At 69.9% G+C, this 19971-nt stretch carries 22 protein-coding genes; 16 read left to right on the top strand and 6 right to left on the bottom strand.

The features are described from left to right. The first annotated feature begins 8 nt into the window (after nt 1-8). From ACWDXC_RS24595 to ACWDXC_RS24570, 6 genes are read left to right on the top strand one after another with little or no spacing between them, the layout of a single operon-like run. A complete protein-coding gene (locus ACWDXC_RS24595; RefSeq protein WP_449985707.1) occupies nt 9-812 on the top strand; it encodes a PspA/IM30 family protein in 804 nt (267 codons plus the stop codon). Further along, nucleotides 809-1087 (top strand): PspA-associated protein PspAA, encoded by a 279-nt coding sequence (gene pspAA / locus ACWDXC_RS24590; protein ID WP_219519616.1) that lies wholly within the window; start codon nt 809-811, stop codon nt 1085-1087. Before ACWDXC_RS24595 ends, pspAA begins: the two co-directional genes overlap by 4 nt. Before the next feature lie 4 nt (nt 1088-1091). Further along, nucleotides 1092-1991 carry a zinc metalloprotease HtpX gene (htpX, locus tag ACWDXC_RS24585; protein WP_364172551.1) on the top strand — a complete coding sequence of 300 codons (900 nt, stop codon included), beginning with the start codon at nt 1092-1094 and terminating at the stop codon, nt 1989-1991. A 5-nt stretch (nt 1992-1996) separates the two neighbouring features. Beyond that, the gene (pspAB, locus tag ACWDXC_RS24580) at nt 1997-2554 is read left to right on the top strand and encodes a PspA-associated protein PspAB (protein WP_219519620.1); all 558 of its coding nucleotides are present in this window, start codon (nt 1997-1999) and stop codon (nt 2552-2554) included. Between the two features lie 25 nt (nt 2555-2579). Then, on the top strand, nt 2580-3929 hold the full coding sequence (locus ACWDXC_RS24575) for an alpha/beta fold hydrolase (RefSeq protein WP_449985703.1): 1350 nt from the start codon (nt 2580-2582) through the stop codon (nt 3927-3929). Between the two features lie 41 nt (nt 3930-3970). After that, a complete protein-coding gene (locus ACWDXC_RS24570; RefSeq protein WP_219519630.1) occupies nt 3971-4576 on the top strand; it encodes an SIMPL domain-containing protein in 606 nt (201 codons plus the stop codon). Nucleotides 4577-4582: 6 nt separating this feature from the next. On the opposite strand, the gene nadA is transcribed toward ACWDXC_RS24570, so the two are convergent. Continuing rightward, nucleotides 4583-5734 carry a quinolinate synthase NadA gene (gene nadA, locus ACWDXC_RS24565; protein ID WP_219520059.1) on the bottom strand — a complete coding sequence of 384 codons (1152 nt, stop codon included), beginning with the start codon at nt 5732-5734 and terminating at the stop codon, nt 4583-4585. Between the two features lie 161 nt (nt 5735-5895). Between nadA and erpA the strand changes: the two genes are divergently transcribed. Next, nucleotides 5896-6249: an iron-sulfur cluster insertion protein ErpA gene (erpA, locus tag ACWDXC_RS24560; RefSeq protein WP_049566397.1), complete on the top strand. Its 354-nt coding sequence runs from the start codon at nt 5896-5898 to the stop codon at nt 6247-6249. Between the two features lie 325 nt (nt 6250-6574). After that, on the top strand, nt 6575-7561 hold the full coding sequence (locus ACWDXC_RS24555; RefSeq protein WP_219511133.1) for a carbohydrate kinase family protein: 987 nt from the start codon (nt 6575-6577) through the stop codon (nt 7559-7561). A 39-nt stretch (nt 7562-7600) separates the two neighbouring features. Here ACWDXC_RS24555 and ACWDXC_RS24550 read toward each other — a convergent pair whose 3' ends face one another. From ACWDXC_RS24550 to ACWDXC_RS24540, 3 genes are read right to left on the bottom strand one after another with little or no spacing between them, the layout of a single operon-like run. Then, a complete protein-coding gene (locus ACWDXC_RS24550) occupies nt 7601-8020 on the bottom strand; it encodes a CBS domain-containing protein (RefSeq protein WP_219511134.1) in 420 nt (139 codons plus the stop codon). A gap of 53 nt (nt 8021-8073) precedes the next feature. Further along, entirely contained in the window at nt 8074-8319 is a 246-nt protein-coding gene (locus ACWDXC_RS24545) for a sulfurtransferase TusA family protein (protein ID WP_049566388.1), read from the bottom strand. Next, a complete protein-coding gene (locus tag ACWDXC_RS24540) occupies nt 8316-9449 on the bottom strand; it encodes a cysteine desulfurase family protein (protein WP_219511136.1) in 1134 nt (377 codons plus the stop codon). Before ACWDXC_RS24540 ends, ACWDXC_RS24545 begins: the two co-directional genes overlap by 4 nt. Before the next feature lie 71 nt (nt 9450-9520). Between ACWDXC_RS24540 and ctaC the strand changes: the two genes are divergently transcribed. The 4 genes from ctaC (at nt 9521) to ACWDXC_RS24520 (ending at nt 13842) form a co-directional block, all read left to right on the top strand. Then, nucleotides 9521-10432 (top strand): aa3-type cytochrome oxidase subunit II, encoded by a 912-nt coding sequence (gene ctaC / locus ACWDXC_RS24535; RefSeq protein WP_449985697.1) that lies wholly within the window; start codon nt 9521-9523, stop codon nt 10430-10432. Further along, nucleotides 10429-12093: an aa3-type cytochrome oxidase subunit I gene (ctaD, locus tag ACWDXC_RS24530; protein WP_219511140.1), complete on the top strand. Its 1665-nt coding sequence runs from the start codon at nt 10429-10431 to the stop codon at nt 12091-12093. The genes ctaC and ctaD overlap by 4 nt, the downstream gene beginning before the upstream one ends. Beyond that, complete coding sequence (locus ACWDXC_RS24525; protein WP_219511142.1) at nt 12093-12506, top strand: cytochrome c oxidase subunit 4; 414 nt, start codon at nt 12093-12095, stop codon at nt 12504-12506. The genes ctaD and ACWDXC_RS24525 overlap by 1 nt, the downstream gene beginning before the upstream one ends. Nucleotides 12507-12648: 142 nt before the next feature. Then, nucleotides 12649-13842 (top strand): L,D-transpeptidase, encoded by a 1194-nt coding sequence (locus ACWDXC_RS24520; RefSeq protein ID WP_449985695.1) that lies wholly within the window; start codon nt 12649-12651, stop codon nt 13840-13842. A gap of 92 nt (nt 13843-13934) precedes the next feature. Here ACWDXC_RS24520 and trpD read toward each other — a convergent pair whose 3' ends face one another. Together trpD and ACWDXC_RS24510 are read right to left on the bottom strand one after the other, a co-directional pair. Next, entirely contained in the window at nt 13935-14981 is a 1047-nt protein-coding gene (gene trpD, locus ACWDXC_RS24515; RefSeq protein ID WP_357586479.1) for an anthranilate phosphoribosyltransferase, read from the bottom strand. Between the two features lie 9 nt (nt 14982-14990). Next, nucleotides 14991-15389, bottom strand: coding sequence for a response regulator transcription factor (locus tag ACWDXC_RS24510; RefSeq protein ID WP_219511207.1), 399 nt, complete (start codon nt 15387-15389; stop codon nt 14991-14993). 196 nt (nt 15390-15585) lie between these two features. Here ACWDXC_RS24510 and ctaE point away from each other — a divergent pair, with 196 nt between their 5' ends. The 4 genes from ctaE to qcrB are packed head-to-tail and all read left to right on the top strand — an operon-like array spanning nt 15586 to nt 19842. Beyond that, on the top strand, nt 15586-16239 hold the full coding sequence (gene ctaE / locus ACWDXC_RS24505) for an aa3-type cytochrome oxidase subunit III (protein WP_219511148.1): 654 nt from the start codon (nt 15586-15588) through the stop codon (nt 16237-16239). A 14-nt stretch (nt 16240-16253) separates the two neighbouring features. Beyond that, nucleotides 16254-17069 (top strand): cytochrome bc1 complex diheme cytochrome c subunit, encoded by an 816-nt coding sequence (gene qcrC, locus ACWDXC_RS24500; RefSeq protein WP_219511150.1) that lies wholly within the window; start codon nt 16254-16256, stop codon nt 17067-17069. Beyond that, nucleotides 17066-18190 (top strand): cytochrome bc1 complex Rieske iron-sulfur subunit, encoded by a 1125-nt coding sequence (gene qcrA / locus ACWDXC_RS24495; protein ID WP_449985691.1) that lies wholly within the window; start codon nt 17066-17068, stop codon nt 18188-18190. The genes qcrC and qcrA overlap by 4 nt, the downstream gene beginning before the upstream one ends. Then, nucleotides 18187-19842 carry a cytochrome bc1 complex cytochrome b subunit gene (gene qcrB, locus ACWDXC_RS24490; RefSeq protein ID WP_219511153.1) on the top strand — a complete coding sequence of 552 codons (1656 nt, stop codon included), beginning with the start codon at nt 18187-18189 and terminating at the stop codon, nt 19840-19842. The genes qcrA and qcrB overlap by 4 nt, the downstream gene beginning before the upstream one ends. Nucleotides 19843-19971: the final 129 nt, after the last annotated feature.

Here is a 19971-nt window from a genome sequence, read left to right as displayed (position 1 = left end):
CGACGCGCATGAGCGTGATGAAGAGACTTTCGATGATCTTCAAGTCCAAGGCCAACAAGGCCCTGGACAAGATGGAGGATCCACGCGAGACCCTCGACTACTCCTACCAGCGGCAGCTGGAGCTGCTGCAGAAGGTGCGTCGTGGCGTGGCGGACGTCGCCACCTCTCGCAAGCGTGTGGAGCTCCAGATCAACGGTCTGGAGCAGCAGGGCAAGAGGCTTGAGGAGCAGGGCCGCAAGGCGCTGTCGGTGGGGCGCGAGGACCTCGCCCGTGAGGCGCTGTCGCGCCGCTCCGGCCTGCAGTCGCAGATCGCCGATCTGCGCGTGCAGCATGACAACCTGCAGGCCGAGGAGGAGAAGCTCACCACGGCCTCCCAGCGGCTGCAGGCCAAGGTGGACTCCTTCCGCACCAAGAAGGAGACCATCAAGGCGACCTACACCGCGGCCGAGGCGCAGACCCGCATCAACGAGGCGTTCTCCGGCATCTCCGAGGAGATGGGCGACGTCGGCCTGGCGATCCAGCGGGCCGAGGACAAGACGGCCCAGATGCAGGCCCGCGCCGGCGCCATCGACGAGCTGCTCGCCTCGGGCGCGCTCGACGACTTCAGCGGCACCCGCGGCGACGACATCCAGGCCGAGCTCGACCGCATGGGCGGCGGCATGGACGTCGAGCTGGAGCTGGCCCGGATGAAGGCCGAGCTCGGCCAGGGCCCGGCCCCGCAGGGCGCCATCGAGCAGGGGCAGCAGCAGCCTCAGCAGCAGCAGCCCAACCAGCAGACGCAGCAGCTGCGCCAGCCAGGGGAGGGCGCATGATCGTCAGGATCATGGGCGAGGGCCAGGTGGAGATCTCGGCCGACGACATCGCCGTGCTCAACGAGCTCGACACCGAGCTCGAGGCGGCCATCGACGCCGACGACCAGAAGGCCTTCCGGGTCAAGCTGCACGCCCTGCTCGACAAGGTGCGCCACGTGGGCAAGGCGCTTCCCGACGACAGCCTTGAGCCGTCAGAGCTGATCCTTCCCCCCGCGGACGCCTCGATCGAGGAAGTCCGGGAGATGCTGGGCGACCAGGGCCTCATCCCGGGCTGAGCCCGTGCGCACCCGGTTCGCGGCCGACCGCGGCCTGACCCGCCGCATGGTCGTGACGATGTTCCTGCTCGGCCTGCTCTACGTGGTGTTCGTCGGCGTCCTCGTCGCCCTGGGCGTGCGGGCGCTGACCGTGCTGGTGATCGCGGGGGTCCTGCTGCTCGCGCAGTACTTCCTGTCCGACCGCATCGCCCTTTACGCGATGCACGGGCGGGAGGTCTCGCCCCAGGAGGCCCCCGAGCTCCACGGCCTGATCGACCGGCTGTGCGCGCTGGCCGACATGCCCAAGCCGCGCGTCGCCATCGCCCAGTCCGACGTTCCCAACGCCTTCGCCACCGGCCGCAACCAGAAGAAGGCGGTCGTGTGCGTGACGACCGGCATCCTGCGCCGCCTGGAGCCACGGGAGCTGGAGGGCGTGCTGGCCCACGAGCTGTCCCACGTCGCGCACCGCGACGTGGCGGTGATGACGATCGCCTCGTTCCTCGGCATCGTCGCCGGGCTCATGACGCGCGTCGCCCTCTACACGGGCCTCGGCGGCCGCCGCCAGAACGGCCAGGGCGGCCTGCCCATCGGCCTGATCGTCATGCTGGTCTCGGTTCTCGTGTACGCGATCAGCTTCGTCCTCACCCGTGCCCTGTCGCGCTACCGTGAGCTGTCGGCCGACCGGGCCGGCGCCCTGCTCACGCAGCAGCCGTCGGCGCTGGCCAGCGCGCTGACCAAGGTGTCCGGCGAGATGGCCAGGATCCCGACCCGCGACCTGCGCGAGGCCGAGCCGTTCAACGCCTTCTACTTCGCCCCGGCGCTCGCCAAGGGGGAGACGCTGGCCAACCTGTTCTCCACGCACCCGCCGCTGGAGCGGCGGCTGGAGCAGCTCGCGCGGATCTCCGCGCAGCTCGGGAGGGGCTGACGACGATGGGCTGGCTCGATGCGATTCTGGGCCGTTCCAAGCCGGCCAAGCCCGACCTGGACGCGCTGTTCGCACTGCCGTCGGCGGCCGTGACGCTGCAGGCGGCCACGGGGCTGGCGCCCACCGGGCTCGGCTCGGTGGCCTTCCGCGCGGCCGAGGGCGGCGCGTTCGCCCGGCTCGAACAGGACGTCAAGGCGCTGCTCGGCGGCCGGGTCGAGGAGTCCGACGACGGCTACGGCTACACCTGGCTGCTGGTGCGGCGCGCGCCCGACCTGCTCGGCGACCTGGTCACCGAGCTGCACGCGGTCAACTCGTCGCTGGAGTCGGCCGGGTTCGGCCCGTCGCTGCTGTGCTCGCTGGTGTCGTTCGCCGATCCCGGCGGCAGGCGGCTGGCCGTCGTCTACCTCTACAAGCGCGGCACCTTCTACCCGTTCGCCCCGCTGGGCGGTGACCGCCGCGACAACGCGCTGGAGCTGCAGGTCAGAGGCGCGCTGGCGGGGGAGCTGCCGCTGGAGGAGGACCTCGGCCGCTGGTTCCCGGTCTGGGGCGCTCCGGGCCTTTGAGTGCGCTCGGTGATGTAATCATCACGTGGAGCGAAGATTGTACGTGCTCGCGGCTTCCGCGTTCATCGTGACCGCCGTGCTGTACTCCGCGTGGATCACCGGCCAGTTCACCACGCCGGCGGTCGACCGCGCGCACGGCTACGTGAGCGAGCTGGCGGCCCGCGACCAGCCGTGGACGCGCCTGTTCCGCACCAGCGACGCGCTGGCGGGGCTGGCCTGCCTGGCCGGGGTGGCGCTGATGCCGAGGGCCGGCCGGGAGTGGCCCGGCTGGCTGGCGCTGGCCGCGTTCGGCGCGCTGACGACCGCCGGGGGGCTGTTCCCGCTGGACTGCGCCGCGCTGAGCTCCCCGGCGTGCGGGCGCGGCCCGCTGACGCCCGCCCACCACGCGCACGTCGTGACCGGTTTCCTCGCCGCCGTCGCCGCGCCGGCCGCGATGGCGCTCCTGGCCGCCCGCTGGCGCACCTGGCCCGCCTGGGTCCTCACCGGCCTGACCGTCGCCTCCACGCTCGTCACCGCCGCCGCCCTGGCCGCCGGGCACCTGGCCGGGCTGGCGCAGCGCTTCCAGCTCCTCGTCGTGGCCGCCTGGCTGGTGTACGCGGCGCTGCGGCTGCTCGTCGCGGACGTGCCCGTCCCGGCGCCCGCCCTGCCGCACGTGGTCCGCCAGGGCCGGGGACCGGCCGTGCTGATCGCCGGGGGCCCCTCGGCGGCCTGGTGCCACTGGGACGGCGTCGCCAGGGAGCTGGCCCGCACCCGTACGGTGATCAGGTTCGACCGGCCGGGGCTGGGGCTCAGCCCCGCCTCCCCGGTGCCGCCCACGCTGCACGGCGAGGCGGCGCGGCTGGCCGCGCTGGCCCCCGAGCACCCAGAACGGGTCACGGTCGTCGCGCACCGGGCCGCCGCCTGGCACGCCGAGGCGTTCGCCCGGCTGCACCCGCTGCGCGTGTCGGCGCTCGTCCTCGTCGACCCCGCGGCGGCGCCCCGGGGCCGGCGGGGCACGTCCTCGCCCGGCAGGGCGCTCGGCCGCTGGCTGCCCGCGCTGGGCGGCACCTGGGGCGCGGCGGCGCTGGCCCGCCTCACCGGCCCGGCGCTGCACCGGCTGCTCTGCGGGACCGCCGACGCCCACGGCCTCTACAGCCAGGGCCGGGTGCTCGCCGCCGCCGCGGGGGAGTGGCTGGCGCGCCGGGACATGGCCGCCGACCTGCGCCTCATCCGCGCCGAGCACGCCTTCCCGGACGTGCCGGTGACCGTGCTCGTCAGCGGGCGCGCCCGCGGCGCCAGGCTGGTGGAGGAGCTGAACGGCAGGCTCGTCCGGCTGCCCGTCACGCGGCTGCGCGTGCACCTGAACGTGCTGCCCGCGATCGCCGACGCCGTCTGAAGGCTAGTGTGGTCGGCATGGCCCTCGGGAAAGGGGCAAGGGTGGACATCACCGTCGTCGGAGAGGGCACGGTCGCGGCCGTGCCGGACGTCATGCGGCTGCAGGCCGGGGTCGAGGTGCGCCGGCAGACGGCCGCCGAGTCCTTCGCCGGGGCCAGGGCCGCCGCGAGCAGGCTCGCCGAGGCGCTGCGCCAGGCCGGGATCGCCGAGCGCGACCTGCGCACCACCGAGCTGTCGCTCGGCCCCGAGTACGAGGCGTACCCGAAGGTGTCGGCCTACCGGGCGGCGCAGGGCGTCGAGGCAGTGATCCGCGACCTGTCGCGGGCCGACGAGGTCATCGACACCGTCGCCCGGGTGGGCGAGGAGGCCAGGCTGCACGGCGTGGTCTTCGAGGTCTCCGACCCGGCCGCCGTGCTCAGGGAGGCCAGGGCGGCGGCGTTCGCCGACGCCCGGGCCAAGGCCGCCCAGTACGCCGAGCTCGCCGGACGCCCCCTGGGCGGGGTCGTCGCGGTGAGCGAGGAGGTGGAGCGGGGGCCGCAGCCGATGCGGCTGGCCGCGGCCGCCGAGCAGGGCTCGGTCAGTCCCGGGCAGCAGGGCCTGACCGTCACCGTGCGGGTGGTGCACGCCTTCGGAGACCAGGCGTCCTAGCCGGGGCTAGGCCAGGGCGAGCATCCGGTCCAGGGCGACGCGCGCCCAGTGGGCGGTGTCGGCGTCGACCGTGATCTGGTTGACGACCTCGCCCAGCGCCAGCGACTCCAGCGCCCACACCAGGTGGGGCAGGTCGATGCGGTTCATCGTCGAGCAGTAGCAGACGGTCCGGTCCAGGAACGAGACGTTCTTGTCCGGGAACATCTGGGCCAGCCGCTTGACAAGGTTGAGCTCGGTGCCCACGGCCCAGCTCGACCCGGCGGGGGCGGCGGCCAGCGTCTTGATGATGTGCTCGGTCGAGCCCACGTGGTCGGCCTTGAGCACCACCTCGTGCCGGCACTCGGGGTGCACCAGCACGTTCACGCCCGGGACGCGCTCGCGTACGTCGTCGACCGACTCGGCCGTGAAGCGGCCGTGGACCGAGCAGTGGCCCTTCCACAGGAGCATGCGCGCCCGCTCGAGCTGCTCGGGGGTGAGGCCGCCGTTGGGGCGGTGCGGGTTCCACACGGCGCAGTCGTCGAGCGACATGCCCATCTCCAGCACCGCCGTGTTGCGGCCCAGGTGCTGGTCGGGCAGGAACAGCACCTTGGAGCCCTGCTCGAAGGCCCAGTCCAGGGCCCGCCTGGCGTTGGACGAGGTGCACACCACGCCGCCGTTACGGCCGCAGAAGGCCTTGATGTCCGCGCTGGAGTTCATGTACGTGACGGGCACGACCTGGTCGGCCAGGCCCGCGTCCTCCAGCGCCTCCCAGCACTCCTCGACCTGGTCGAAGGTGGCCATGTCGGCCATCGAGCAGCCCGCCGCGAGGTCGGGCAGCACCACCCGCTGGGAGCCGGTGGTCAGGATGTCGGCCGACTCGGCCATGAAGTGCACGCCGCAGAACACGATGTACTCGGCCTCGGGCCGGGCGGCGGCCTGCTGCGCCAGCTTGAAGGAGTCGCCGGTCACGTCGGCGAACTGGATGACCTCGTCGCGCTGGTAGTGGTGGCCGAGCACGAAGAGCCGGTCGCCGAGCGCCTGCTTGGCCTTGCGCGCCCGTTCCACCAGGTGCGGGTCGGAGGCGGGCGGCAGCTCGCCCGGACAGTCCACCCCCGTCTCGCTGTGCGGATCGGCGCCCCGGCCGAGGACGAAGAGCGGCAGCCCAGTCTGGGTGGCCATGGCCGTACCCCCTTATCGTCGAACTGACGACTAACTATGACACACGGTATGGGGGCATATATTCCGGGGTCCGGTGGGGGAGGGAATGTGTAGCACCCGGCAGGTGTTGGTAGCGTCATCAGTAGACGTCGGAACAGACAGCCGGGTTAGGGAGTCAGCAGATGACGGTTGAGAGCAGCGAGACCACGACGCAGGGCCTGATCCTGACCGACGCGGCCGCCGCCAAGGTCAAGAGCCTGCTCGAGCAGCAGGGCGAGGAGGGTCTGCAGCTGCGCGTGGCCGTGCAGCCGGGCGGCTGTTCCGGCCTGCGCTACCAGCTCTTCTTCGACGACCGTTCGATGGACGGCGACGTCGTGACGGACTTCGGTGGCGTCAGCGTCGTCACCGACCGGATGAGCGCCCCCTACCTGATGGGCGCCTCCATCGACTTCGTCGACACGATCGAGAAGCAGGGCTTCACCATCGACAACCCGAACGCCACGGGCTCCTGCGCCTGCGGCGACTCCTTCAACTAGTCGGGTGCGCCCGCAGGCCCCGTCCGCCCTGGTGCGTACGGGGCCTTCGCGTGCCCTTGGCCGGGCCCCAGGGGGCCGCACGGTTCGGTAGGGTGTCCGGGCGGTGGCCGCAACCGAGCCACCGGACGAACATCGGCACCACCTCGCCGCCGGGCCGGCGGAGAGCTGAAACGCCTGCGGATCCGGCGCGCGACCCTGACGAGAGTCCTCTCAGGAGGGCGACCGGCGGTGAAGCAGGAACCCTCACGGGCGACCGTGAGGACCCCCCTCGTCCACAGAGGGGGAGGATGTCCATGGCCTGCTGACAACGAGGAAGAAGAATCCCGTGCGCATCGCCGTCACCGGCTCCATCGCCACAGACCACCTGATGACGTTCCCCGGCAGCTTCGGCGATCAGCTCATCGCCGAGCAACTCGACCGGGTGTCACTGTCGTTCCTGGTCGACGATCTGCAGATCCGGCGCGGAGGATGCGCCGCCAACATCGCCTTCGGCATGGCCTGTCTCGGCCTGAAGCCCTATCTCGTGGGCGCCGTCGGCAACGACTTCGCCGACTACCGGTCCTGGCTGGAGCGCCACGGCGTCGACTGCGACTCGGTGCACGTCTCCGAGACCCAGCACACCGCGCGATTCCTGTGCACCACCGACAAGCACCACAACCAGATCGCCTCCTTCTACACCGGGGCGATGGCCGAGGCGCGGCTCATCGAGCTGCAGCCGGTCGCCGACCGGGTGGGCGGGCTCGACCTGGTGCTCGTCGGCCCCAACGACCCCGACGGCATGCTGCGCCACACCGACGAGTGCCGCCACCGCGGCATCCCGTTCGCCGCCGACATCTCCCAGCAGCTCGCCCGCATGGAGGACGAGCAGATCCGCCAGCTCGTCGACGGGGCCGCCTACCTCTTCTCCAACGACTACGAGAAGGGCCTCATCGAGCAGAAGACCGGCTGGAGCGACGAGGAGATCCTCGACCGCGTCGGCGTCCGCGTCACCACGCTCGGGCCCAAGGGCGCCGTCATCGACCGCAAGGGCGAGCCGTCCATCGCCGTCGCCCCCGCCCCCGAGCGCGGAAAGGCCGACCCGACCGGCGTCGGCGACGCCTTCCGGGCCGGCTTCCTCGCGGGCCTGGCCTGGGACCTGTCCCTGGAGCGGTGCGGCCAGATCGGCAACCTGACCGCCACGCACGTGCTGGAGCGCGTCGGCGGCCAGGAGTACGAGCTGGGGCAGCGGGCGTTCATGGAGCGCTTCAGCTCCGCCTACGGCGCCGAGGCGGCCGCCGAGATCGCCCCGCACATCCGCTGCTACCACCCCTGATCCCGCCACCGGGCAGGCCCCGCCCGGCGGCGGGGCCGCTCAGGACCGCGCGTAGACGCGGTGCACGAACTCGGCGAGCTGGTCGTCGGGCAGGTGCCTGGCCAGGTCGGCCTCGGTGATCATGCCGACGATGCGGTTGTCGTGCATCACCGGCAGCCGCTTGATCTGGTGTTCCTCCATGCGCGCCAGCGCCTCTTCCACGGTGGCGTCGGCGGCCACCCACACCAGCCCGGTCGCCAGGTCACCGGCCCGCACCTTGGCGGGGTCGTGGCCCGCCGCCACGCACTTGATGACGATGTCGCGGTCGGTGATGATGCCGCTCACGCGGTCGTCGGTGCACACCGGCAGCGCCCCGACCCCCATGTCCCGCATCATCTGCGAGGCGCGGTCGAGCGTCTCGTGAGCCTGGATGCACTCCGCGCCCGGATTCATGAGGTCGCGAGCAGTCTGATCGGTCATGTCTCTTTCCCCCGGATATCGGTGCTTTCCGGGGGCCCTACCCCGTTCAGGCGTCAGTAGTTACGCCGTACGTGAATCGCCCAGCCCCCCTGCGGAAGCTCGTACGAGCCCACGTGGCGGTGCGACTTGAGCCGGCACCACGCGGGCACGTCGGTGAACGCGGCGGGGTCGTCGGCCAGCACGGCCACCACCGCGTTGAGCGGGATGTGGTTGATCTGCTCGGCGAGCATGATGATCGGGATCGGGCACTTCTTCCCGAGCGCGTCGATCGTCAATGCCGGCTGAGTGGCCTCGGTCATGAGACTCCTGCGTCGTGGCGGATCCGGCTCACCAGCTCGGGCAGCACGGCGAGGAACCTGTCGACCTCGGCCGCCGAAGCGCCCCTGGGCAGTGACACCCGGACATTCCCGTGCGTCAGCACGCCCATCGCTTCCAGGACGTGCGATGGACGAAGCGTACTAGCGGTGCACGAACTGCCGGACGACACGGCGAACCCGGCCTTGTCCAGCTCCGCCAGCAGCGCCTCCCCGTCGACGTACAGGCACGAGAACGTGACGATGTGCGGCGCCCGCTCGACCGGGTCGCCGATCACCTCCACGTCCGGCACGACCTTCGGCACGGTCTCGCGGATCTTGTCGACCAGAGCCGACAGCCTGGAGCGCTCCCGCGACGCCTCGGCCGCCATCGCGCGCAGCGCCGCGGCGGCGGCCACGATGCCCGGCACGTTCTCGAACCCGGGCACCCGGCGGCGCTCGCGCTCGTCCTCCGGCACGAACGAGCGGAACCGCGTGCCCTTGCGCACGGCCAGCACGCCCACCCCGGGCGGCCCGCCCCACTTGTGGGCGCTGGCCGTCAGCACCGACCAGCCCGGCGGCACCGGCATCCGGCCCGCCGTCTGGGCCGCGTCGACCAGCAGCGGCACCCCGTTGCGCCGGCACGCCGCGGCGGCCTCGGCCACCGGCTGGAGCGTGCCGACCTCGTGGTTGGCCGTCTGCAGGCAGGCCAGCGCGGTGTCGGGCCTGGCCACGGCCTCGGTGAAGGCCGCCAGGTCGACCCGGCCCATCAGGTCCACGCCCACCGTCTCGACCGTGCCGCCGTCGCGCTCGTGCAGCGCGGCGGCGTGCAGGACGCTGGAGTGTTCGACGGCACTGGTCACCAGATGTCGGCCGACTCGGCGTCTGCCCTGTATTGTGCCGAGCACGCCGAGATGCACGGCCTGCGTGCCGGACGAGGTGAACGACACCTCGTCGGGGCGCGCGCCCAGCGCCTCGGCCACCTCCGTGCGAGCCTGCTCCAGCAGCAGGTGGGCACGGCGGGCCTGGCCATAGAGTCTCGCGGGGTCGGCCCAGCCGACGTCGATCGCCGCCAGGAGCGCTTCGCGCGCCTGAGGGTGAAGCGGTTCGGTCGAGGCCGCGTCAAAGTACGCCACGAGACCTATCGTCCCATCCGCGGCGCGCCACCGAGGGGGCGCGCGGAAGGGCGAGGCCCTTGCACGCTAATGTGTCTGCAATCAGCTGTGCATCTGGAAATACGAGCGCTCAGGAGAAGACTCCTGGGCTTCATCTGTGGGGTAGGCGATCCGTGAGTCCGACCCGCCGTACGACGCGGCGTTCGTTGGCCCGGCGTAGAGTGCCGCGCGCCGCCGCTTTGGCGTTGCTTCTGGCCTCCGCTACGGCGTGTGCAAATGACGTTCCCGAGGCCGATTGGTCCCGTGGCCTTCTGCCGGAGTCAGTCACCACGCAGGGTGACGTCGTCACGAATCTGTGGAACGGGGCGTGGATCGCCGCGCTGGCCACGGGCGCCGTGGTCATCGCCCTGATCGTGTGGGCGTGCATCTTCCACACCAAGCGCAAGGCCAAGGCCGAGCTTCCGCCGCAGGTGCGTTACAACCTGCCGATCGAGATGCTCTACACCCTGGTCCCGCTCGTCATGGTGTCGGTGTTCTTCTTCTTCACCGCGCGCGACAGCGACACGCTGACCAAGGTGTCCGGCAACCCTGACGTCAAGGTCAAGGTCGAGGCGTTCCAGTGGAGCTGGCGCTTCACCACGACCGTCGAGGGGAAGACCGGCAAGCCGGTGGTCGGCATGCCGGTCAGCGACTACCAGCAGGGGCCGCAGCTCGTGCTGCCGGTGAACTCCACGGTCGAGTTCGACCTGTTCACCGATGACGTCATCCACTCGTTCTGGGTGCCGAACATGATCTTCAAGCGTGACATCATCCCCGGCATCCCGGACGACAACCCGGGACGCAAGTTCGAGATCAAGACGCTGGACAAGCCCGGCGTCTATGCCGGACGGTGCGCCGAGCTGTGCGGCGCCGACCACAGCCGCATGCTCTTCTCGGTGAAGCTCGTCAGCCAGGATGAGTTCAAGTCGTACACCGCGTCCAACCAGGCTGGGAGTGCCCAGTGACCGCCATCCATGAACCACTCGTGACGAGTGCCCCCCGGCCCGTGACGAAGGGTCAGGTGATCGCCAAGTGGCTGTCCTCCACCGATCACAAGATCATCGGACACCTCTACCTGATCACCTCGTTCGTGTTCTTCCTGATCGGCGGCATCATGGCGCTGGTCATGCGGGCCGAGCTGGCGCAGCCGGGGCTGCAGTTCACCAGTAACGAGCAGTTCAACCAGCTGTTCACCATGCACGGCACGATCATGCTGCTGATGTTCGCGACGCCGCTGTTCGCCGGCTTCGCCAACGAGCTGATGCCGCTGCAGATCGGCGCGCCCGACGTGGCGTTCCCGCGCCTCAACATGGTCAGCTACTGGCTCTACCTGTTCGGCAGCATCATCGCCGTCTCCGGGTTCTTCACCCCGGAGGGCGCGGCCGCGTTCGGCTGGTTCGCCTACACGCCGCTGTCCAACGCGATCAGCTCGCCGGGCATCGGCGGTGACCTGTGGATCATGGGTCTGGCGCTGAGCGGCCTGGGCACCATCCTCGGCTCGGTCAACTTCATCACCACGATCATCTGCATGCGGGCGCCCGGCCTGACCATGTTCCGCATGCCGATCTTCACCTGGAACGTGCTGCTGACCAGCATGCTCGTGCTGATGGCCTTCCCGGTGCTGGCCGCCGCGCTGCTCGCCCTGGAGGCCGACCGCAAGTTCGGCACCCACATCTTCTCGTCGGACAACGGCGGGCCGATGCTCTGGCAGCACCTGTTCTGGTTCTTCGGCCATCCAGAGGTCTACATCATCGCCTTGCCGTTCTTCGGCATCGTGACCGAGATCCTGCCGGTCTTCAGCCGTAAGCCGATCTTCGGCTATATCAGCCTGGTGGGCGCCACGATCTCCATCGCCGGCCTCTCCATCACGGTCTGGGCGCACCACATGTTCCCGACCGGGCAGGTGCTCCTCCCGTTCTTCTCGTTCATGACGTTCCTCATCGCGGTGCCGACGGGCGTGAAGTTCTTCAACTGGGTCGGCACGATGTGGCGAGGGCATCTCAGCTTCGAGTCGCCCATGCTGTTCTCCATCGGCTTCCTGGTGACGTTCCTGCTGGGCGGCCTGACGGGCGTCATCCTGGCCTCGCCGCCGCTCGACTTCCACATCAGCGACACGTACTTCGTGGTGGCGCACTTCCACTACGTGGTGTTCGGCACCGTGGTGTTCGCGATGTTCGCCGGGTTCTTCTTCTGGTGGCCCAAGTTCACCGGCAAGATGCTCGACGACAAGCTCGGCAAGCTCCAGTTCTGGCTGCTGTTCGTCGGCTTCCACGCCACGTTCCTCATCCAGCACTGGCTCGGCGTGCTCGGTTTCCCGCGCCGCTACGCCGACTACAGCCCGGCTGACGGCTTCACCGACCTGAACATGATCTCGTCGGTCGGCGCGTTCGTGCTGGGCGCCTCGACGCTGCCGTTCTTCTACAACGTCTGGAAGACCTGGCGCACCGCGCCCAAGGTCACCGTGGACGACCCGTGGGGCTACGGCGGCTCGCTCGAATGGGCGACCTCCTGCCCGCCGCCGCGGCACAACTTCACCTCGCTGCCGCCCATCCGGTCCGAGCGCCCCGCGTTCGACCTGAAGTACCCGCACACGTCCGCGAAGCCCGCCAAGGAGGTTGAGGACTGATGAAGGTCCAGGGTTGGCTGTTCCTCCTGTGCGGCCTGTTCTTCGCCGGCGTCGACGTCGCCTACTGGTTCTGGACCAAGGCGGCCACGGGGCAGGGTGAGCCGGTCGGCACCACCGCGATGGCGATCTCGGTCGGCTTCGCGTTCATGATCGGCTACTACCTGATGTTCACGGCCAAGCGCATCGGCGCCCAGCCGGAGGACAACAAGCAGGCCGACATCAGCGACGGGGCCGGCGAGATCGGCTTTTTCAGCCCCAGCAGCTGGTGGCCGCTGTTCGTCTGCCTGGCGGCGGCCTTCGCCTTCGCCGGGTTCGTCATCGGCCTGTGGATGTTCATCATCGGCGTGTTCCTGGTCATCATGGCGATGATCGGGTTCGTCTTCCAGTACTACCGGGGCCACTTCTCGCACTGAGCGACCCCGCCGGGCGGGCGCCCCTCCTTTTCGGGAGGGACGCCCGCTTTTTGGCGTTCTTTACCGGGGGGCGGATGTGGTGATTCGATCACTCAGGGTAATAAGGGAGGTGAATCTGCTCTACTCGGACGGGGGAGTACTCGTGGGGCGCGTTGCGTATCGAACAGCCGGCCTGCTGGCACTGGCGCTGCTGACGGCCTGCTCGACGAGCAGCGCCGCCGACGAGGAGAAGGCCGCCAAGGCGCCCGACGCCACCGTGACGATGTACCCGCACGACAGGGCCGCCAACGTGCCGACCGACCAGACCGTCGTCGTGGCGGCCCAGGCGGGCACGCTCAAGAGCGTCACCGTGCGCGGCAAGGACGGCGCCCTGCCGGGCACGCTCAGCGCCGACCGCACCCGCTGGCGCAGCACCGCCACCGCCCGTCCCGGCACCACGTACACGATCACCTCCGTCGTCGCCAACGCCGACGGCAAGGAGTCCGAGCAGAAGAGCACGTTCTCCACGGTCAAGGCGGTCAAGACCTTCGACATCGAGCGCATCACCCCGAACCGGGACGACACCGGCCTCACCGTCGGCGTCGGCATGCCCATCATGATCGCCTTCGACCAGCCGATCACCGACCGCGTCTCCGTCGAGCGCAACCTGCTCGTCCGCAGCTCCAAGCCCGTCGAGGGGGCCTGGCACTGGTTCGACGACCGCCACGTCGACTTCCGGCCGCGCGAGTACTGGCCCGCCCGCACCGACGTCCGCGTCGAGGCCAACCTCGCGGGCGTACGGGGCGGCAACGGCCTGTACGGCAAGCGCGACCTGGCGCTCGACTTCAGGATCGGCCGCTCCCAGATCACCGCGGGCAGCACCGACGAGCACGTCCTGCACGTCAGGCGCGACGGCAAGAAGATCCGCGAGATGCCGATGAGCGCCGGGCAGGGCGGCCAGTGGAAGTACTACACGACCTCCGGCATCCACCTGGCCATGTCCCGCGAACCGGTCACCATCATGATCTCGCCCGGCATCGGGCCCGGCTCGCCCGGCTACTACCGGATGACCGTCTACAACACCGTCCGCATCTCCAACAGCGGCGAGTACGTGCACAGCGCGCCCTGGTCGGTGGGCTCGCAGGGCAACTCCAACGTCAGCCACGGCTGCGTGAACATCAGCCCGGACAACGCGGCCTGGTTCATCAAGAACACGCTGATCGGCGACCCCATCATCATCACCGGGTCGCCGCGCAAGCTGGAGCCGACCAACGGGTGGGGGCACTGGCAGGAGAGCTGGAAGCAGTGGCTCAGGTGGAGCTCCCTGAAGGCGGGCCCCACCCTGGCCTTCTCCTGACGCCTCCGGCCGGGCCCCGGCCCCTTGCGCGCCCGTACGAGCCCGCCCCTGACCCTGAGGCGGCAGAAGCCCCCTGAGGGCCCGGACGAGGGTCAGCGGGCGGGGAAGGCGCTGCTGACGGCGATCCAGTTGTCGAGCGTCCGGGCGGCCTGCCCGGAGTCGACGGCCTGCACGGCGCGCGAGTAGGCGTCGATCATGGCGGAGTCGAGGTCGTCGCCGGGCCCGTCGAGGGCCACGAGGGCGGCGGCGGTGTTGAGGAGGACGGCGTCGCGCACCGGCCCGGTCTTGCCGCCGACGAGGTCGTGCACCGCCTGGGCGTTGAAGGCGACGTCGCCGCCGCGCAGGGCGCCGACCTCGGCGCGCGGGATGCCGAGGACCGCCGGGTCGAACGTCGTCCGGGTGGCGGCGCCGTCGTGGACCGTCCAGACCGTCGAGGTGGTGGCGATGGTGAGCTCGTCGAGGCCGTCGTCGCCGCGGAAGACCAGGGCGGACACGCCGCGCTCGGCGAAGACGCCGGCCAGGACCGGCAGCATGTTGGCGTCGTAGACGCCGATGGCCTGCGCGGAGGGGCGGGCCGGGTTGGTGAGCGGGCCGAGGAAGTTGAAGACCGTGGGGACGCCGATCTCCTTGCGCGTCGGCCCGGCGAAGCGGAGCGCGGGGTGGTAGACGGGCGCGAAGCAGAAGGCGATGCCGGCCTCGGCGGCCACCCGGGCGGTCTGCTCGGGGGTGAGGTCGAGGCGGATGCCGAGGTGCTCCAGGACGTCGGCGGCGCCGCAGGAGGAGGAGGCGGCGCGGTTGCCGTGCTTGACGACGCGGGCGCCGGCGGCGGCGGCGACGATGGCGGCCATGGTGGACACGTTGACGGTGTGGGCGCGGTCGCCGCCGGTGCCGACGACGTCGACGACGGGGCCTTCGACGTGGAGCGGGGTGGCGAGGTCGAGCATGGTGCGGGCCAGCCCGACCACCTCGGCCACGGTCTCGCCCTTGGCGCGCAGCGCGATCACGAACCCGGCGATCTGCGAGGGCGTCGCCGAGCCGGACATGATCTCCCGCATGGCCCAGGCGGCCTCGTCGGCCGTGAGGTGCTCGCCGGACAGGAGAGCGGAGAGCAGCGCCGGCCAGGTCGTCCGCGAGTCCACGGTAGGCACCTACTTAGCGTTGAGTCGGCTGGAGGAGCGGCGGCGCATCAGACCGGCCACGGCGTCGGCGAGCGCGATGGGCTCGAGGGGCTGCGGGACGACGGCGTCGGCCTTGGACCATTCGGCCAGCCAGCGGTCGTCGCGCCTGGCGATGATCAGGCAGATGGGAGGGCAGTCGTAGACCTCGTCCTTGGCCTGGCGGGCGACGCCCATGCCGCCGGCGGGCTGGGTCTCGCCGTCGAGCACGGCCACGTCGATCTCGCCGGAGGCGAGCCACTGGTGGACCTTGGGCTCGGTGGCGCACTCCACGATCTCCACGAAGGGGACGTCAGCAGCCGGCCGCCGCCCGATGGCCTGCCGGACCTCTTCACGGGTGGCGGCGTCGTCGCTGTAGACGAGGACCCTCATCGTGTCGTCGGTGCTCACGGTCGCGCTCACTATCGGTCGTAGCGGTATGGTCACCTGGGATCGTACCGGTGGTGTGGTGTGGAAGCCCAGGCTGGCACCTCTTGTGGGTGTTTTGTGGCAATTATCCCAGCTTGGCTCCCGGTTTGTACCCGCTAACGGGGGGTCGTGCGCCGGACCGACCACCGGAGCCGCAATAATGCTGCCCGTGGCGACAGCATCCGCAATAACTTCGACGACGACAGCCCAGCCGTACCGACGACCGAACCTGGTCAGCGTCGGGACGATCGTCTGGCTGTCCTCTGAGCTCATGTTCTTCGCGGCGCTGTTCGCGATGTACTTCACCATCCGGTCGGTGAGCCTCGGCCAAGGTCTCGAGTGGGGTCCCGCGCTCCTGCAGCAGGGCGCCTCGAGCGAGCACGCGGCTCACCTGAACATCCCGTTCGCGACGGCCAACACGATCATCCTGGTTCTGTCGAGTGTGACGTGCCAGCTCGGCGTGTGGGCCGCGGAGAAGGGGCAGGTCGGCAAGCTCCGGTTCTGGTACTTCGTCAGCTTCCTCATGGGCTCCGTCTTCATCGCGGGCCAGCTGTACGAGTACATGGAGCTCGCGAGCGAGGGCGCGACCCTGTCCGCCAACGCCTACACCTCGGTGTTCTACCTCACGACAGGCTTCCACGGCCTGCACGTGACCGGTGGACTGATCGCGTTCCTGTTCATGCTGGGACGTACGTACGCCGCGAAGCGCTTCACGCATGAGCAGGCCACCAGTGCGATCGTCGTGTCCTATTACTGGCACTTCGTGGACGTCGTCTGGATCGGCCTTTTCGCGACCATCTACATCATTCAGTAAGGAACGGGATCTCTGTGACTAGGATCACCGCATGGCGGCGGCATCCGCTCGCGAGATACGCCGTCCTGATCCTGGCGTTGGCGCTGGTCGGGACGGTATATGCCACGTTTGTGCAGGTGAGCAGGCCCGCTGACGCGGCACTCGCGGCGGGCAAGGTCGACGACGTGGCGGAGGGCAAGAGCCTCTTCGAGGCCCACTGCTCCAGCTGCCACGGGCTCAACGCGCAGGGCACGGCGACAGGGCCGACGCTCATCGGCGTGGGCGCCGCGGCGGTCGACTTCCAGATGAGCACCGGCCGCATGCCGGCCTCCGACCCGGGCGCCCAGGTGCCGCGCAAGCCGCTGCCCGACTGGGTCAAGAAGAACCCGGACGCGATCCGGCAGATCTCCGCCTACGTGCAGTCGCTCGGCGGCGGCCCGCAGGTGCCGGGCAAGGAGCAGGTCGACCCCAAGCTCGGTGACGCGGCCAAGGGCGGTGAGCTGTTCCGCGCCAACTGCATCCAGTGCCACAACTGGGCGGGCGCCGGCGGCGCGCTGACGCGCGGCAAGTACGCGCCCAACCTCAACGAGGCCACCCCCGAGCAGATCTACGAGGCCATGGTGACCGGTCCCCAGGCGATGCCGGTCTTCAACGACTCGACGATCACGCCCGAAGAGAAGCGCAACATGATCGCCTACATCACCCAGGTCCGCGAGCAGAAGGATCCCGGAGGTTTCGGCCTCGGGCGCATCGGCCCGGTCACCGAAGGCCTCGTCGTGTGGATCGTGGGCATCCTGGCCCTGGTCCTCGCCTCCATCTGGATCACCGCGAAGAAGCGACAGAAGTCATGACAGACAACGAGCACGAGATCGAGCAGCCGGACGAGCGCGTCCCCAAGCGCGTCATCGGCACCCCCGCGCCGGGCACCTCGCTGCTCGGCGACCAGCCCGAGGCCGGCGCCGCCGCGACGGCCGGCGGCGAGACTCCCGGCGTCACCCTGCAGGACGAGCAGAAGGCGCGCAAGGCGGAGAGGATCGTGTCGCTCTGCTTCCTGATCACCTTCGCCGCCGGCATCGCCTTCCTCATCTTCTACGTGATCCTCCCGGTGGGCAGCCCGGAGGCGACGGGCCTGTCCAACCTGGCGCTCGGCGGCACGCTCACGCTGGCCGTGCTGGGCCTGGCGGTCGGCATCGTGGTCTGGGTCCGCCAGATCATGCCGAAGTACTCCCTGGTCCAGGAGCGCCACGACATGGTCTCCGCCAAGGAGGACCGGGCCGTCGTGGCCGAGACGTTCCTCCAGGGCGCCAACGAGAGCGGCTTCGTCAAGCGCAAGATGCTGCGCCGCACGCTGCTGCTCGGCGCCGCGCCGCTCGGCCTGATCCCGCTGATCCTGCTGCGCGACCTGGACAACAACGACATGCCGGCGTCGCAGTTCCACAACGAGCTGCGCCACACGGTGTGGGGCGAGAAGACCAAGGAGGGCAAGAACCTCCGCCTGGTCGTCGAGGGCACCGGCCAGCCGATCCGCGCGGCCGACTTCAACTCGCCCGGCGGCATCCTGTCGGTGGTGCCCGAGGGCTACGAGCACGACCTGACCGTGCTCGCCAAGGCCACGCTGATCCTGATCAAGTTCCGGCCCGAGGAGATCAAGTCGGGCACGAACAAGAACTGGACGCACGACGGGATCGTGGCCTACTCGAAGATCTGCACGCACGTGGGCTGCCCGGCGGCCCTGTACGAGCAGACGACCCACCACATCCTGTGCCCGTGTCACCAGTCGACCTTCGACGCCGCCGACGGCGCCAAGGTGATCTTCGGTCCGGCCGCGCGGCCGCTGCCGCAGCTGCCGATCTCGGTCGACGACCAGGGCTACCTCATCGCGCAGGGTGACTTCGCGGTGCCGGTCGGTCCCAGCTTCTGGGAGCGTGGCGACGCCGAGGCCGCTGTCCGGGCCAAGGGAGGCCAGGCATGAGTGACGACCTGAACAAGGTGCCCAAGGCCATCGCCGGCACATCCAGCGTCCTGGACGAGCGGCTGGGCGGGGCCAACTTCCTCAAGCGCAACATGCGCAAGATCTTCCCCGACCACTGGTCGTTCCTGCTGGGGGAGATCGCCCTCTACGCGTTCATCATCCTGCTGCTCACCGGTACGTTCCTGACGTTCTGGTTCCAGCCGGGCATGGGGCACGTGATCTACGAGGGTTCGTACGCCCCGCTCAAGGGCGTCATGATGTCGGAGGCCTACGCGTCGGCGCTGAACATCAGCTTCGACGTCCGGGGTGGACTGCTCATGAGGCAGATGCACCACTGGGCGGCCCTGCTCTTCGTCGCGGGCATGATGGTGCACATGCTCCGGGTGTTCTTCACCGGCGCCTACCGCAAGCCGCGTGAGATCAACTGGATCATCGGCATCCTGCTGCTGACGCTGGCCCTCGCCGAGGGCCTGACGGGCTACTCCCTGCCCGACGACCTGCTCTCCGGCGCCGGTCTGCGGATCACCCAGGGTGTGGCGATCTCGCTGCCGCTGGTCGGCACGTACATCTCGTTCTTCCTGTTCGGCGGCGAGTACCCGGGCGAGGACGTCATCGCCCGCTTCTACTCGCTGCACATCCTGCTCATCCCCGGCATCCTGCTGGCGCTCGTCACCGCGCACATGGTGCTCATGTGGGTGCAGAAGCACACGCAGATGCCCGGCAAGGGCCGCACCAACAAGAACGTGGTGGGCGCGCCGTTCTACCCGGCCTTCATGGCCAAGGCGGGCGCGTACTTCCTGTTCACGCTGGCCGTGGTCGCGGGGCTGGGCACGTTCGCGCAGATCAACCCGATCTGGATCTTCGGCCCGTACACACCGGCCGACATCTCGGCGGGTTCGCAGCCCGACTGGTACATGGGCTTCCTCGAAGGCTCGCTGCGCCTGATGCCGGCGTGGGAGATCAACCTGTTCGGCACGGCCCAGGCGGGCACGCTGCCGCTCAGCGTGATCATCCCGGCCCTGGTGCCGCTCGGACTGGTCATGACGGGCCTGGCGCTCTATCCGTTCCTCGAACGGTGGATCACCGGCGACCACCGCGAGCACCACGTGGCCGACCGTCCGCGCAACAACCCGCACCGCACCTCGATCGGCATGTCCGCCATCGTGTTCTACGGCGTGCTGTGGCTGCTGGGCGCCAACGACGAACTGTCGGCGTTCTTCCACATCAACCTGAACATGACCACGTACGTGGGCCGGGCGCTCATCTTCGTGGGGCCGGCGCTGGCCTACATCATCACCTACCGCATCTGCCTGGGCCTGCAGCGTTCCGACGCCGCGGTGATCAGCCACGGTGTGGAGTCGGGTGTGATCAAGCGTCTGCCGCACGGCGAGTTCATCGAGGTCCACACGCCTCCGGCGGAGGACATCGCGGCGCACATGCGCGGCAAGGAAGCCGTCCCGATGCTCCCGGTGGACGAGGACACCTCGGGCATCCCGCCCAAGGGCATGCGCGGGCCGCTCGGCAAGCTGCGCGGCCGCATGTCCAAGGCGTACGGCGGGGAGAAGATCCCGCTGGACGAGGGGCACGAGCACGGCCACGAGGACGAGCACGCGGCGGTGGGCCCGGGCGAGGACAAGTCGCTCACCCACTGACACACCGCCTGACGGAACAGGCCCGGACTTCGCGAGAGGTCCGGGCCTGTCCCGTTTCCGGGGCTCGCGGAGGCTCCGGGAACGCGAAAGCCCCCGCCGCGGGCGGGGGCTCCGGTGAGGTGAGGGGCG

Source organism: Nonomuraea sp. NPDC003214, from assembly GCF_053590035.1.
This window is presented reverse-complemented; position numbering and strand designations above follow the sequence as displayed.